This is a genomic window from Roseateles cavernae, from assembly GCF_040187885.1.
In the GTDB taxonomy this organism is placed as follows: domain Bacteria; phylum Pseudomonadota; class Gammaproteobacteria; order Burkholderiales; family Burkholderiaceae_C; genus Roseateles_E; species Roseateles_E cavernae.
In genome coordinates, this window is record NZ_JBDPLH010000016.1 from 28,500 (window position 1) to 42,361 (window position 13,862).

Annotated in this window: 10 protein-coding genes; 5 read left to right on the forward strand and 5 right to left on the reverse strand. The window is 69.7% G+C overall.

The window, feature by feature from the left end; translation table 11 throughout:
- Positions 1-25 precede the first annotated feature (25 nt).
- From ABGI63_RS24425 to ABGI63_RS24435, 3 genes are all read right to left on the reverse strand, one after another.
- Entirely contained in the window at positions 26-679 is a 654-nt protein-coding gene (locus ABGI63_RS24425; RefSeq protein WP_137943344.1) for an amino acid ABC transporter permease, read from the reverse strand.
- Positions 680-701: 22 nt separating this feature from the next.
- The gene (locus ABGI63_RS24430) at positions 702-1,373 is read right to left on the reverse strand and encodes an amino acid ABC transporter permease (RefSeq protein ID WP_137943345.1); all 672 of its coding nucleotides are present in this window, start codon (positions 1,371-1,373) and stop codon (positions 702-704) included.
- Positions 1,374-1,499: 126 nt separating this feature from the next.
- On the reverse strand, positions 1,500-2,564 hold the full coding sequence (locus ABGI63_RS24435) for a LacI family DNA-binding transcriptional regulator (RefSeq protein WP_349745164.1): 1,065 nt from the start codon (positions 2,562-2,564) through the stop codon (positions 1,500-1,502).
- Positions 2,565-2,708: 144 nt separating this feature from the next.
- Here ABGI63_RS24435 and ABGI63_RS24440 point away from each other — a divergent pair, with 144 nt between their 5' ends.
- Positions 2,709-4,754, forward strand: a complete 2,046-nt coding sequence (locus ABGI63_RS24440) for a hypothetical protein (protein ID WP_349745165.1) — start codon at positions 2,709-2,711, stop codon at positions 4,752-4,754.
- 122 nt (positions 4,755-4,876) lie between these two features.
- Positions 4,877-5,848: an MBL fold metallo-hydrolase gene (locus ABGI63_RS24445; RefSeq protein WP_349745166.1), complete on the forward strand. Its 972-nt coding sequence runs from the start codon at positions 4,877-4,879 to the stop codon at positions 5,846-5,848.
- A 26-nt stretch (positions 5,849-5,874) separates the two neighbouring features.
- On the opposite strand, the gene ABGI63_RS24450 is transcribed toward ABGI63_RS24445, so the two are convergent.
- Both ABGI63_RS24450 and baeS read right to left on the reverse strand, forming a co-directional pair.
- On the reverse strand, positions 5,875-6,585 hold the full coding sequence (locus ABGI63_RS24450) for a response regulator (RefSeq protein ID WP_349745167.1): 711 nt from the start codon (positions 6,583-6,585) through the stop codon (positions 5,875-5,877).
- Between the two features lie 5 nt (positions 6,586-6,590).
- Entirely contained in the window at positions 6,591-7,988 is a 1,398-nt protein-coding gene (baeS, locus tag ABGI63_RS24455) for a sensor histidine kinase efflux regulator BaeS (RefSeq protein WP_349745168.1), read from the reverse strand.
- Between the two features lie 137 nt (positions 7,989-8,125).
- Between baeS and ABGI63_RS24460 the strand changes: the two genes are divergently transcribed.
- Genes ABGI63_RS24460 through ABGI63_RS24470 form a run of 3 tightly spaced genes read left to right on the forward strand, consistent with a single transcriptional unit; the run spans position 8,126 to position 13,821 of the window.
- The gene (locus ABGI63_RS24460; RefSeq protein WP_349745169.1) at positions 8,126-9,328 is read left to right on the forward strand and encodes an efflux RND transporter periplasmic adaptor subunit; all 1,203 of its coding nucleotides are present in this window, start codon (positions 8,126-8,128) and stop codon (positions 9,326-9,328) included.
- Positions 9,329-9,331: 3 nt separating this feature from the next.
- A complete protein-coding gene (locus ABGI63_RS24465; RefSeq protein WP_349745170.1) occupies positions 9,332-12,472 on the forward strand; it encodes an efflux RND transporter permease subunit in 3,141 nt (1,046 codons plus the stop codon).
- Positions 12,469-13,821: an efflux transporter outer membrane subunit gene (locus ABGI63_RS24470; protein ID WP_349745171.1), complete on the forward strand. Its 1,353-nt coding sequence runs from the start codon at positions 12,469-12,471 to the stop codon at positions 13,819-13,821. Before ABGI63_RS24465 ends, ABGI63_RS24470 begins: the two co-directional genes overlap by 4 nt.
- Positions 13,822-13,862: the final 41 nt, after the last annotated feature.

Genomic DNA, 13,862 nt, shown 5'->3' on the forward strand with positions numbered 1-13,862 from the left:
TCCAGGGGTGGGTCGAAAGAATCAATCAGCGCGCCAGCGCTCGGGCCTGGCGGCGCTCCATGCGCGCCGCCAGCAGCGACAGCGGCCAGCACAGCGCGAAGTAGATGGCGGCCACGACGCTGAACACCAGCAGCGGCTGGAAGGTCGCGTTATTGATGATCTGGCCGGCGCGTGTGAGCTCGGTGAAGCCGATGATGGCGGCCAGCGAGGTGCCCTTGATGATCTGCACCATATAGCCGACGGTGGGCGGCACCGCGATCTTGAAGGCCTGCGGCAGCACCACATCGCGCATGCGCGACACATAGCTGAGGCTCAAGGCCTCGGCCGCCTCCCACTGCCCACGCGGGATCGCCTGGATGCAGCCGCGCCAGATCTCGCCGAGAAAGGCACTGCTGTTCAGTATCAGCGCGGCACCGGCCGCAACCCAGGGATTGATGTCCAGGCCTATCACCGGCGCGCCGAAGAAGATCAGGAACAGCTGCAGCAGCAGCGGCGTGCCCTGGAAGATCTGGATGAAGAGGCCGGCGGCGCGCTGCGCCCAGCGGCTCTCGGCCGTGCGGCCCAGCGCCACCAGCAGGCCACCGACCGCGCCGCCGGCAAAGGCGATCAGCGACAGCGCGATGGTCCACTTCGCGGCTTCAAGAATGAAGAGGAACTCGGCAAATCCGAAGGTACGCATGATGGGTGTCCGCCTTCGTCGCTCAGCGGCGGTCGGGGTAGTTGAGCGTGCGGCGGTAGATCAGCCGGAACAGCAGCGAGAAGCTCATCGCCAGTGCCAGGTAGATCAGCGCGACGACGATATAGATCTCGAAGCTGCGGAAGGTCTGCGACTGCAGGTTCGCCGCCACCGAGGTCAGGTCGTCGGCCGAGATCACCGAGACCACGCTGGAGCTGAGCATCAAGAGGATGAACTGGCTGGTCAGCGCCGGGTAGATGGCCTTCAGCGCCGGCTTCAGGATCACGAAGCGGAAGATCTCGTGGCGCTTCAGATTCAGCGCCAGACCGGCCTCGATCTGGCCCTTCGGAATCGCCTCGATGCCGGCGCGGATGATCTCGGTCGCATAGGCGCCGAGGTTGACGACCATGGCCGTCAGCGCCGCCGTGTGGGCGCTCCAGCGCAGGCCCAGGGCCGGCAGTGCGAAGAAGAAGAAAAACAGCTGGACCAGGAAGGGCGTGTTGCGGATCAGCTCGATATAGCTGTTGATCGCGAAGCGCAGCGGCGCCGGGCCGGCCGTCTTGCCCCAGGCACAGGCGATCGCAACGAGCAGGCCCAGCACCATCGCCAGAAAGGACAACTCGATGGTCGTCCAGGTGCCCTGCAAGAGCAGCGGCCAGGCGGCGAACACCGCACCGAACTGAAACTCGTAGTTCACGCTTGCTTGTCTCGCTTGTCGTTCTTGTCGGGGTGGCATGCCCGCTCGGCACCACCGTGAACGCAGTTTATGAAACCGGTTTCAGACTGAATACACGGGTTTACCCGTAAATTTCAGACGCTTCGCTCAAGCCCTTTGGGAGGAGCCGCGCACCACGAGCTGGCCCGGCAACAGGATCTGCCGGGGTGGCAGTGCCTGGCCTTCGAGCCGCTCCAGCAGGCAGCGCGCGGCGATATGGCCGAGGTCGTCGGTGGGCTGGGCGATCGCGCTCAGGCCCGGGCCCACATGGGGCGCCCAGGCGGTGTCATCGAAGCCGATGAAGCCGATATCGCTGCCAAAGCGCCAGCCCAGCCGGGCCAGCGCCGCCGACACCCGCAGGGTCACGACCGCATTGCTGGACAGCAGGGCCACAGGCTTCTTGCCGGCACGCTTGCGCAGCGCGCGCAAGGCCTGGTCGAGGTCCTCGCCCTGCGCCTCCCGGCTCTCGAAGGCGCTGCCGCCCAGCCCCTCGCTGCCCAGGCCGGCATGGGCAGCAATGAAGTTGTTGAAGGCCTGCAGCCGCTCCAACCGCGAGCTGACGCCGGCACTGGGCTCGGAGACAAAGAGCAGCTCGCGCCAGCCCTGCTCCAGCAGATGCTGGGCCGCCAGCTGCACCGCGCCGGCATTGTCCAGCGAGACAAAATCCGACTGCATGCCGGCATGGCGCCGGTCCACCAGCACCACCGGCTTGTGCAGACGCGCCGCGGCGGCCAGGGCCTGCGGGTCGCTGCCCAGCGTGTTCAGGATGAAGCCCTCGACCTGGTAGGAGGACAGCGCCTCGATGGCCTCACGCTCGCGCGAGCCGTCATTGCCGAGATTGAACAGCATCACCAGATAGCCGGCCTGCTGGCAGGCCCGCTCGGCGCCGCGCAGCACCGCCACCGAGAAGGGGTTGGTGACATCGGCAACCACCAGGCCGATCAGGCGCGAGCGCCCGCGCTTGAGCGCCTGCGCCATCGGGCTGGGACTGTAGCCCAGCTGGGCGATGGCGGCCTCGACCTTGGCGGCGATGTCGCGGGTCAGCAGCTCGGCCTGGTTCAGAAAACGCGAGACCGTGGCCTTGGAAACGCCGGCGGCGGCCGCCACATCGGCAATCGTGGCGCGGCTGCTGGGCGGCTGGACGGCAGCCGGCTTGGCGGGACGGGGCGGCATGAGCGATAGCAGGTGAGTAAGAGGTGTTGAGAGCAGCAGCTGAAACCAGTTTCAGGCTATTGAACGAATAGTAGCCGCTGCGTGCGGCGGTTTGCAGCGGTGCTATGTCTATAGTCAGCCCATCGACCAACCGGAGGCCGGCCCATGTTTGATCGTTCTTCTGCGCCGCCGGGCGTCTACCCGCCACAGTTCGGGCCGGCCCAGGCCTATAGCCTGGGCCCGGGCGCCGAGCTGCACGGCCGCAGCCCGGCGATGCGCCGCCGCATCAAGGTCTTTTTCGGCGTGTTCCTGCTGGCCCTGCTGATCGGCCAGGGCGCCAACTGGCTGCGCGCGCCGGTCTACCGCGCCCAGGCGCTGCTGCAGATCACGCCGGCCGGCACGCCCGCAGCCACCGCTGCGCCGGCCGACAACGCCAGGCAGGCGATGTTGCGCGAGGGCGAGTTGCTCGGCAGCCGCCCGCTGCTGGAGAAAGCACTGACCCGCTTGCTGCCGCAGGGCTTCTTCACGCAGACCACGCCCGAGGCGGCGCTGAGCGCGATGCGCGAGATGCTGACGATCACCGAGCAGCCCGGATCGCAGCTGCTGCAGGTCCAGGCCCAGGCCGGCGATGCGGTGCTGGCGGCGCGCCTGGTCAACACCCTGGTCGAGGTCTATCGCGAGGAGCAGGGCCAGATCGGCCAGGCGGTGTCGGCCGCCCAGCTGAGCGATGCACGCGAGGCGCTGCGTGTGATCAGCGAGCGGGTCGAAGAAAAACGGCGGGCGCTGGAGGCTTACCGGCAGCGCAGCCAGATCAGTTCGGGCGCGCGCGACGAGAGCCCGACGCTGTCGCGGCTCAAGGGACTGAACCAGTCACTGAGCAGCGCCACCGAGCGCGAGGCCAGCGCGGCCGGCCGCGTGCGGGCGATCGAGCGCGCCCTTGCCGAGGGCCAGCGCCTGCCGCTGGGTCGCAACGGCGCCGCCCTCGCGGCCATCGAGCAGCGCCTGTCGCAGCAGCAGGAGAATCTGCGTGCACTGGAGCGCCAGTTCACGCCGCAGTTCCTGGCGATGGACCCGGGCGCCCGGGCGCTGAAGACCCGCATCGCCGATCTGCAACAGCAGCTCGAGACCGAGAGCGCGCGGGCGCAGCAGACCGCGCTGGCCGAGGCGCGCGAAGAGCAGTCCAGCAGCGCTGCGATGGTCGAACGCCTGCGCCAGCAACTGGCCAGCGACCAGCGCCAGGTGCAGACCCTGAACGTCCAGCTCGAGACCGCACAGTCGATGACGGCCGAGCTGAACGGCCTGCAGCGCATGCAGCAGGAGGCGCAGCAGCAACTGCTCGCGCTGCAGGCCAGCCAGACGGCCCGCCAACCCCGCCTGCTGGTGCTGGAGCCCGCCGCCTTGCCCGTCAAACCCTGGCAGCCGCACTACGGCCGCGACGCCGGCATCGCGGCGGGCGCGGCCCTGCTGCTGAGCTTTCTGGCGGTCTGGTTCGTCGAGTTCTTCAACCGCGCGCCGCCGATGCCGGCGGCCTCGCCGACCGTGGTGCTGAATCAACCCTGGATGGGCCTGTCCGCCGCCGAACCGCCACCGACGCTGAGCGCGGCGGCCCCGCCGCTGGCGCTGGAAACCGGCAGCACGCCCCTGCCTCGCGAACTCGCGCCGCACGAGGTCGCCGGCCTGCTGGAGAACGCCTCGACCGAGCAGCGCGCCCTGCTCAGCGCGCTGCTGACCGGCCTCAGCAGCGCCGAGACGGCCGCGCTGCAGCTGGTCCATATCGAGCTCGATGCCGACCTGCTGCATGTACCCGGCGAGCAGGGCCGCAGCCTGCCGCTGCCGACCCAGCTGCGGCAGTTCGCTGAAGCGCGCCGCGCCGCCGCCGACGCGCCGAGCGCGGCCGGCCATGCGGCCTTGTTCATGACGCCCGAGGGCTGGCCGCTGGGAGCCGCCGCCATCGAGGCCGCCGCCATCGCCGCCGCCCACGACGCCCAGCTGGCGCGGCCGCAGACCGTCACGGCCGACTGCCTGCGCCACAGCTATATCGCCTTCATCGTGCGCCAGGGCCTGCGCTTCGCCGAGCTGCCCCAGGTGGTCGGTCGGCTCAGCCCCGAGCTCTTGAATGCGCTGTCCGAGCTGCTGCCCGACGGGCGGCGCGTCCCGCTGGAGGCCATCGAGCGGCTGATGCCGCAGGTCCGCCCGCGCCAGCTGGCCTGATCAGCCCGCCGCCGCCAATAACCCCAGGCTTTGCACTGCTTAAGGCGCGGCAGCCGGCGCGCATCCAGGCCCGCCGCGATCATGGCGACCGTTTCGTTCACCAACCAGACTGGAGAGTTTTCATGCTGAATCGGCGATCTTTTCTCGGGGCAGGCCTGGCCACCACGGCGGTCTACAGCACCGGCTCGTTCATCCCCGTCTGGGCCCAGAACGCGCCGAACCTCGGCATGCCCGGCATCGCCAATCCCGGCTTTCTGAAGACCAAGCTCGGTGACGTCGAGGTGATCGCGCTGCTGGACGGCGTGACCCGCCGCCCGCTGGGCGAGGAGTTCGTCAAGAACGCGCCGCTGGCCGAGGTGCGCGCCCTGCTGGCCTCGCAAGGCCTGGCCACCGACTACATCGATGTGCCCTACACGCCCTTCCTGATCGTGGCCGGCGGCCGCCGCATCCTGATGGACACCGGCCTGGGCGAATTCGGCGGACCGACCACCGGCAAGCTGCTGGAGCAGCTGCGCGCCGCCGGCTTCCAGCCCGGCGATATCGACACGGTGCTGATCTCGCATTACCACGGCGACCATATCAACGGCCTGCGCAACAAGGCCGGTGACTACGTCTTCCCCAAGGCCAAGGTGCTGGTGCCGGCCGCCGAGCATGCCTTCTGGATGGACGATGCCAAGATGGCCGCCGCCCCCGAGGGCATGAAGGGGGCGTTCAACAATGTGCGCCGCACCTTCGCCCAGATGCCCGCCGAGATGCTGCAGCGCTTCGAGGCCGGCACCGAGGTCGCGCCGGGCATACGCTCGATCGCCGCCTACGGCCACACGCCCGGCCACACGCTGTTTCAGCTGCAGTCCGCCGGCCAGAGCTTCTTCTATGTGGCCGACCTGACCAATGTGCCGGCGCTGTTCGCCCGCAACCCGGACTGGGCCGTCACCTTCGATATGGACGCCGAGGCCGCCCGCAAGGTGCGCCGCGAGATGTTCCAGCGCATTGTCGACAACAAGGCCCTGCTGGGCGGCTTCCACTTCCCCTTCCCCGCGCTGGGCCGCATGGCCGCCAGCGGCAAGGGCTATGCCTTCCAGCCGATCGCCTGAGCTCGGCGGCCGTCAACCGCCGTCGCTCAACCGTCGTAGCGGTAGCCGACGCCGTAGATCGCCCGGATGCAGTCGGGCTCGGCCTCGGCCTGCTCCAGCTTGCGGCGCAGGTTCTTGATGTGGCTGTCGACCGCGCGGTCGGTGACCGCGCGCTGCTCGTCATGCAGGCGGTCCAGCAGAGCCTCGCGCGTGAACACCCGGCCCGGCGCGCTGGACAGGGTCTTCAGCAGGCGGAACTCGATCGGTGTCAGGTCCAGCAAGCGGCCCTTGAACCAGGCGCGGTAGCCCTCGTCGTCGATCTGCAGCGCGGCCGCCGGCCCGGCGTCGCCGGGATGGCTGCGAACGCGGCTGCGGCGCAGGATGGCCTTGACGCGGGCGACGATCTCGCGCGGGCTGAACGGGGTCTTGCTGATGTAGTCGTCGGCGCCCAGCTCCAGGCCCAGCAGGCGATCGGCCTCCTCGACCCGCGCGGTCAGCATCACGATGGGCACATCGCTGAACGTGCGCAGCTCGCGGCAGATGTCCAGCCCGTCGCGGCCCGGCAGCATCAGGTCGAGCAGGATCAGATCATGGCGCCGCGCCTGGTAGGCCGGCACCGCCTCGCGGCCGTCGGCCAGGCACTCGGGCAGATGGCCGGCGGCGCGCAGATAGTCGCTGAGCAGGGCCGCCATCTTGGGCTCGTCCTCGACCACCAGGATGCGGGCGGCGTCGGCAGGCAGCCAGGGCTTGTTGTCCATCGCCGTTATCCGGCCGTGGCCTGCGGCAGGCGTATCGTCATCCACAAGCCGCCCAGTGGCGAGGGCTTCGCGTCGATGCGCCCGTCATGCGCCTCGACGATGCGCCGGCAGATGGTCAGGCCCAGGCCGGCGCCGCCGCTGTTGCGGTTGCGCGAGGGATCGACACGAAAGAAACGGTCGAAGATGCGCGTCAGATGCTCGGCCCCGACACCCGGTGCCGAGTCCATCACATCGATCAAGACCTGACCCTCTTCGGCGCGCGCCGCGATGCGCAGCAGGCCACCGGCCTCGGTGTAGCGGCAGCTGTTCTCCAGCAGATTGTTGAACAGCTGCTGCAGCCGGCGCTCGTCGGCAAACACCGTCAGCGGCGCTTCGGGCAGCTCCAGCTGCAGCTTCAGGCCGCTGGCCGCCAGGCGCTCGCCGAAGGCACCGGCCGTCTGCTGCAGCGGCCCGGCCAGGTCGACATCGGCCTTGCGGTAGGCCAGCGCGCCGACATCGGCCAGCGAGAGTTCGTAGAGATCGTTGACCAGCTTGTTCAGCGTCGCGACCTCGGCCTGCAGCGAGCGCAGCGAGGCCTGGTCCAGCGTGCGCACGCCGTCCTCCAGCGCCTCCAGCTCGCCGTGCAGCACACCCAGCGGCGTGCGCAGCTCATGCGAGACATCGGCCATGAACTCGCGCCGCATCTGCTCATTGCGCTGCAGCGTATGGGCCAGGCGGTTGAAGTCGGCCGCCAGCTGGCCGACCTCGTCGCGCGAGCGCACATCGACCCGGGTCTCGTAGTCGCCGGCCGCCAGCCGGTGGGTGGCCGCGGCGACGCGCTTGACCGGCGTCAGCAGCCGGCGCGAGGCCCAGGCCGCGATGGCGGCGGCCATCAGCGTGGCGCCCAGGCCCACGGCCCAGCTGGCGCGGGTCTGACCATCCTCGAAGCGCCGCTCGGCCGCCGAGCTGGCATTCTCGAAGGGCGCCATCGCCAGCCAGCCCACGGTGGCACCGTCGACCACGATGGCGCGCTCCACCGCATTGATGGCCGGCCCGGGAAAGCCGGCCAGGCGCCGGCGCTGGGCGTCATACAGCGTGAAGCGGCGTGTCGCGCCGGTCAGGTCGGAGACGGTCGGGGGCGGCTTGCCCTGGGCCGGCCGCGTGCCGTCATCGCCCGGCAAGGGCCGCAGCAGCCGATGCCAGAGATCGGGCTGCCTGATCAGGAACTCCCAGCTGCCGTGGGTCCGGTAGCCGGCCGCGACACTGGGCACGGCCTGGTCCAGGCGCAGCAGCGCCTGCTCGTTCAGATAGCCCAGAAAGCCGCGGTTCAGATTGATGTGCGCGGCCACGCCCATCGCGATCGCGACGGCGACGGCCGTCGTCAGCACGGCGGCAAACAGCTTGGCGGTGATGCTCAGGGACATGGAGAAGCGGCTCGGGAGCGCCAAGCTTAGCGCCTCAGGGGCGCTGCGGCGGGAGATGCCAGTCCCGCCACGGCGGTCTTCAAGCTCTCTCCACATTTGCAGTGCATCATCGGCGCAACCGCTATTGCTGGACGCTCATGACCTTCAAGCTTCGCGCCGCCGGCGCAGCCCTCGCCACCCTGTTGCTGGCCGCCGGCTGCGGCAAGAACGACAAGCCCGCCACCACCGCGCCGCCGCCCCAGGTCGGCGTGCATCAGGTCCAGGCCCAACGCCATGTCTTCAGCACCGAGCTGCCGGGCCGCACCAGCGCGCGCCAGACCGCCGAGATCCGGCCCCAGGTCGGCGGCCTGCTGCAGCGCCGCCTGTTCGAGGAGGGCGCGACGGTCAAGGCCGGCCAGCCGCTCTACCAGATCGACCCGGCCAGCTACCAGGCCGCCGTCGCCAGCGCCCAGGCCACGCTGGCCAAGGCCGAGGCCAGCCTGAACTCGGCCCGCGTGACCGCCCAGCGCAATAGCGAGCTGGCCAAGCTCGGCGCCCTGAGCCAGCAGCTCAGCGACGACAGCCAGGCCGCGTTGCAGCAGGCCGAGGCCGAGCTGGCCGTGGCCCGCGCTACGCTGCAGAGTGCTCGCATCAATCTCGAACGCACCCGCATCACCGCGCCGATCGCCGGCCGCGTCGAGCTCTCCAGCGTGACCCCCGGCTCCCTGCTGACCGCCAACCAGGCCGAGGCGCTGACCACGGTGCAGCAGCTCGATCCGCTCTATGTCGATATCGTCCAGTCCAGCGCCGAGCTGCTGCGCCTGAAGCGCGAGCTGGCCGACGGCAGCCAGCAGGCCGCAGGCAAGGCCGGCGAAGCGCCGATCCGGCTGCTGCTGGAGGACGGCAGCACCTATCCGCATGCCGGCCGCCTGCAGTTCAGCGGCGTCACGGTCAACCGCAGCACCGGCGCGGTGACACTGCGCGCGCTGGTGCCCAATCCCGAGGGCTTGCTGATGCCCGGCATGTATGTGCGCGCGCTGCTGCAGACCGGTATCAATGAGCAGGCGATCCTGGTGCCGCAGCAAGGCATTGCCCGCGCGCCCAATGGCGAGGCCTCGGCCCTGGTGGTGGGCGCCGACAACAAGGTCGAGCGCCGCGCTGTCACGGTGGACCGCGCGGTGGGCAACCGCTGGCAGGTCACCGCAGGACTGAAGGCCGGCGAGCAGCTCATTGTCGAGGGCCTGCAAAACGCCAAGGTCGGCGCGCCGGTGCGGCCGGTGCCGGCCGGCAGCAAGCCGGCCCGGGGTGCGGGCAAGGCAGCAGCAGCATCGGCGGCCTCGGCCCCGGCGTCGGGCCGCTGAGCCATGGCCCGCTTCTTCATCGACCGGCCCATCTTCGCCTGGGTCATCGCCATCGTCATCATGCTGGCGGGGGCGCTGTCCATCCACCTGCTGCCGCTGGAACAGTATCCCGATATCGCGCCGACCCGCGTCTCGATCAACGCCAGCTACAACGGCGCCTCGGCCCAGACCATCGAGGATTCGGTCACCCAAATCATCGAACAGCGCCTGAAGGGGCTGGACCGGCTGGTGTCGATGGAATCGACCAGCAGCAGCTCCGGCTCGGCCAATGTGCAGCTGAGCTTCGAGGCCGGCACCGATCCCGATGTGGCCCAGATGCAGGTGCAGAACAAGCTGCAGCAGGCGCTGTCGCAGCTGCCGCAGGCGGTGCAGGACCGCGGCGTCTCGGTCACCAAGGCCGGCACCGATCTGCTGATGGTGGTGTCACTGATCTCGGAAGACGGCCGGCTGACGGCCACCGATCTGGGCGACTACATCGCCTCCAGCCTGCAGGACGTGATCAGCCGGGTCGACGGCGTCGGCGATGTCAATATCCAGGGCACCGGCTATGCGATGCGGGTCTGGCTGGACCCGGCCAAGCTGAACCAGTATGCGCTGATGCCCTCGGATGTGCGCGCCGCGCTGATCGCGCAGAACACCGAGGTGTCGGCCGGCCAGATCGGCGCGCTGCCGGCCCCGCCCGGACAGCAGCTCAATGCGACGATCACCGCGCGCAGCAAGCTGCAGACGGTGGAACAGTTCCGCAATGTCGTGCTGAAGGCCAGCGGCGACGGCGCGGTGGTGCGGCTGGGCGATGTGGCCCGGGTCGAGCTGGGCAGCGACAGCTACAACACCCGCGCCCGGCTGGCCGGACAGAACGCCGCCGGCATGCAGATCTTTCTGGCCACCGGTGCCAATGCGCTGGGCACGGCCGAGGCGGTGCGCAAGAAGCTCGATGAGCTGGCACCGTTCTTCCCCAGCGGCATCAAGGCGGTCGTCAGCTTCGACACCACGCCCTTCGTCAAGGTCTCGATCGAGGGCGTCGTCGAGACCCTGATCGAGGCCATGGTGCTGGTCGTGGCCATCATGTATCTGTTCATGCAGAACCTGCGCGCGACGCTGATCCCGGCGATCGCGGTGCCGGTGGTGCTGCTGGGCACCTTCGGCATCCTGGCGGCCTTCGGCTACTCGATCAACACCTTGACGATGTTCGGCCTGGTGCTGGCAATCGGCCTGCTGGTCGACGACGCCATCGTCGTGGTCGAGAACGTCGAGCGGCTGATGAGCGAGGAAGGCCTGAGCCCGCTGGAGGCGACCCGCCAGTCGATGGGCGAGATCACCGGCGCGCTGGTGGGCATCGCGCTGGTGCTGTCGGCGGTATTCATCCCGATGGCCTTCTTCGGCGGCTCGACCGGCGTGATCTACCGCCAGTTCTCGATCACCATCGTCTCGGCGATGCTGCTGTCGGTGCTGGTGGCCGTGACCCTGACGCCGGCGCTGTGCGCGACCCTGCTGAAGCCGGTCGCCAAGGGCGAGCATCATCACCCGGGCGGCCTGCTCGGCCCTGTGCTGGGCCGCTTCTTCGACGGCTTCAACCGCCTGTTCGACCGCAGCGCCGATCGCTACCGCAGCGGCGTCGCCGGCCTGTTCAAGCGCAGCGGGCGCAGCCTGCTGGTCTATGCCCTGCTGCTGGGCGCGGCCGCCCTGCTCTACCGCAATCTGCCGACCTCCTTCCTGCCCGAGGAGGACCAGGGCACCTTGCAGATCCAGGTGCGCATGCCGCCGGGTGCCACCAACGAAAGGCTGCGCGCCTCGATGGACATCGTCGAGGCCTATCTGGCCCAGCAGGACGATGTGCTGTTCTACAACCTGGTCACCGGCCAGGGCGGCGACCAGGGCAGCGGCCAGGGCTTCATCCGACTCAAGGACTGGTCGCTGCGCGCCGGCGCCGGCCAAGGCGCGGCCGAGCTGGCGCGCCGCTTCGGCCGCGAGCTGCAGGCCCAGGTGCGTGATGCCCAGGTCTTCATCCTGCTGCCGCCGGCGGTGCGCGGCCTGGGTGCGAACGCCGGCTTCGCGGTGCAACTGCAGGATGTCGGCGGCCTCGGGCCCCAGGCGCTGGCCGAGGCGCGCGAGCGCTTCCTCGAGCTGGCCAATGCCCGGCCCGAGCTCTCGCGGGTGCGCAACAACAATCTCGGCGACACGCCGCAGTTCAATATCCAGATCGACGACCGCAAGGCCGGCGCGCTGGGCCTGTCCACCGCCAGCATCAACGACACCCTGGCCAGCGCGATGGGCGGCGCCTATGTCAATGACTTCATCGACCGCGGCCGTGTCAAGCGCGTCTACATCCAGGGCGATGCCGCGTTCCGCATGGAGCCGGAGAGCATCAAGCACTGGTATGTGCGCAATAACGCCGGCGAGATGGTGCCGTTCTCGGCCTTCGCCAGCGCGTCCTGGCAGTCCGGGCCGCGCCAGCTCAAGCGCTACAACGGCATGTCGGCCTACGAGCTGATCGGCGATGCGGCGCCAGGCGTCAGCTCCGGCACCGCGATGGCCATCATCGAGGAGATCATGGCCGAGATGCCCAAGGGCATAGGCTTCGAATGGGCCGGTCGTTCTTACCAGGAGCGGCTGTCGGGCTCGCAGGCGCCGGCCCTGTACGCGATCTCCATCCTGTTCGTGTTCCTGTGCCTGGCCGCCTTGTACGAGAGCTGGTCGGTGCCCTTCTCGGTGATGCTGGTCGTGCCGCTGGGCATCCTGGGTGCGCTGATCGCCAGCACCCTGGGCGGGCAGAGCAACGATGTCTATTTCCAGGTCGGGCTGCTGACCACCGTGGGCCTGTCGGCCAAGAACGCGATCCTGATCGTCGAGTTCGCGAAGACGCTGCAGGAGCAGGGCATGGGTCTGATCGAGGCGACCTTGAAGGCGGCGCGCCAGCGCCTGCGCCCCATCCTGATGACCTCGCTGGCCTTTATGTTCGGCGTGCTGCCCCTGGCCCTGGCCAGCGGCGCGGGCTCGGGCAGCCAGCGCTCGATCGGCTTTGGCGTGCTGGGCGGCATGGCCAGCGCCACCGTGCTGGGTATCTTCTTCGTGCCCATCTTCTATGTGCTGATACGCGGCTTCTTCGCGCGCCGCGCGGCTGCGCGTCAGGGAGCACAGGCATGAGGGCGCGTCTGACTCTGATGACAGCGGCCCTGCTGCTGGCTGGCTGCGCCAGCCTGGCACCCGAACCGCAGCACCCCGTGCCGGCGCTGCCCGACTGGCCCAGCCTAGGCGCGGGCGAGTCGGCTGCCGCGATCGACTGGCGCGAGTTCATCACCGAGCCGCGGCTGCGCCAGACCATAGACCAAAGCCTCGCCAACAACCGCGATCTGCGCATCGCGGTGCTCAATATCGAACGGGCCCGCGCGCTCTACCGCATCGAGCGCGCCGACCAGTGGCCGACCGTCAACGCGACGGCCGCGAACACCCGCCAGGGCGAGCCGGCCAGCGGCCAGTACAGCGTGCGCCTGGGCCTGGCCAGCTATGAGCTGGACTTCTTCGGCCGTGTGCGCAATCTGAGCGAGGCCGCGCTGCAGAGCTTCTTCGCGGTCGAGGAGAACCGCCGCAGCAGCCAGATCAGCCTGGTCGCCGAGGTGGCCAACGCCTGGCTGAACCTGGCGGCCGATGCCGAGCGCCTGAAGGTGGCCCGCGAGACCTTGCACAGCCAGCAGGCCTCGCTGCGCCTGACCGAGCGCGCGCTGGCGCTGGGCGCCGTCTCCGAGCTGGGCCTGGCCCAGGCCCGCGCCACGGTGGAGAGCGCTCGCGTCGACGTGGCGCGCTATACCAGCCAGCTGTCCCAGGACCGCAATGCGCTGGAGCTGCTGGTCGGTGGCCCGCTGGCGCCCGAGCTGCTGCCGGCCGAGGGCAGCCTGCAGGGGCCGACCAGCCTGCTGCTGGCGCTGCCGGCAGGCCTGCCCTCGGAGGTCTTGCAGCGCCGCCCCGATGTGCGCGCCGCCGAACATCGGCTGCGTGCGGCCGAGGCCGATATCGGCGCTGCCCGCGCCGCCTTCTTCCCCAGCATCTCGCTGACGGCCTCGGCCGGCACGCAGAGCGCCAGCCTGGGCGGTTTGTTCAGCGGCGGCAGCGGGGTCTGGAGCTTTGTGCCGCAGATCAATCTGCCCCTTTTCGACGCCGGCCGGCGCCGCGCAGCGCTGCAGCTCAGCGAGGCCGACCGCGACCTCGCGGTGGCCGGCTACGAGAAGACCGTGCAGACCGCCTTCCGCGAGGTGGCCGATGCACTGGCCGAGCGCGGCAGCCTGGCCGAGCAACTCGACGCCCAGCAGGCGCTGACCGCCGCCAATGAGCGCCGCTTCGCGCTGTCGGACACGCTCTACCAGCGCGGCGCCAGCAGCTATCTGGAGGTGCTCGACGCGCAGCGCTCGCTCTACACGGCCCGCCAGGGCCTGGTTTCGGTGCGACTGAGCGAGCAGCTCAACCGCATCGCGCTGTACCGGGCGCTGGGCGGCGGCTGACAAGACCTGGCCCCCGGCTTGAAATCCGCCGCCCAGCCCCC

Excerpts from the sequence above, each read along its gene's own strand:
- ABGI63_RS24460 (WP_349745169.1), top strand. The coding sequence starts at position 8,126 with ATGACCTTCAAGCTTCGCGCCGCCGGCGCAGCCCTCGCCACCCTGTTG.
- baeS (WP_349745168.1), bottom strand. The coding sequence starts at position 7,988 with ATGTCCCTGAGCATCACCGCCAAGCTGTTTGCCGCCGTGCTGACGACG.
- ABGI63_RS24440 (WP_349745165.1), top strand. The coding sequence starts at position 2,709 with ATGTTTGATCGTTCTTCTGCGCCGCCGGGCGTCTACCCGCCACAGTTC.
- ABGI63_RS24425 (WP_137943344.1), bottom strand. The coding sequence starts at position 679 with ATGCGTACCTTCGGATTTGCCGAGTTCCTCTTCATTCTTGAAGCCGCG.
- ABGI63_RS24450 (WP_349745167.1), bottom strand. The coding sequence starts at position 6,585 with ATGGACAACAAGCCCTGGCTGCCTGCCGACGCCGCCCGCATCCTGGTG.
- ABGI63_RS24465 (WP_349745170.1), top strand. The coding sequence starts at position 9,332 with ATGGCCCGCTTCTTCATCGACCGGCCCATCTTCGCCTGGGTCATCGCC.
- ABGI63_RS24470 (WP_349745171.1), top strand. The coding sequence starts at position 12,469 with ATGAGGGCGCGTCTGACTCTGATGACAGCGGCCCTGCTGCTGGCTGGC.
- ABGI63_RS24445 (WP_349745166.1), top strand. The coding sequence starts at position 4,877 with ATGCTGAATCGGCGATCTTTTCTCGGGGCAGGCCTGGCCACCACGGCG.
- ABGI63_RS24435 (WP_349745164.1), bottom strand. The coding sequence starts at position 2,564 with ATGCCGCCCCGTCCCGCCAAGCCGGCTGCCGTCCAGCCGCCCAGCAGC.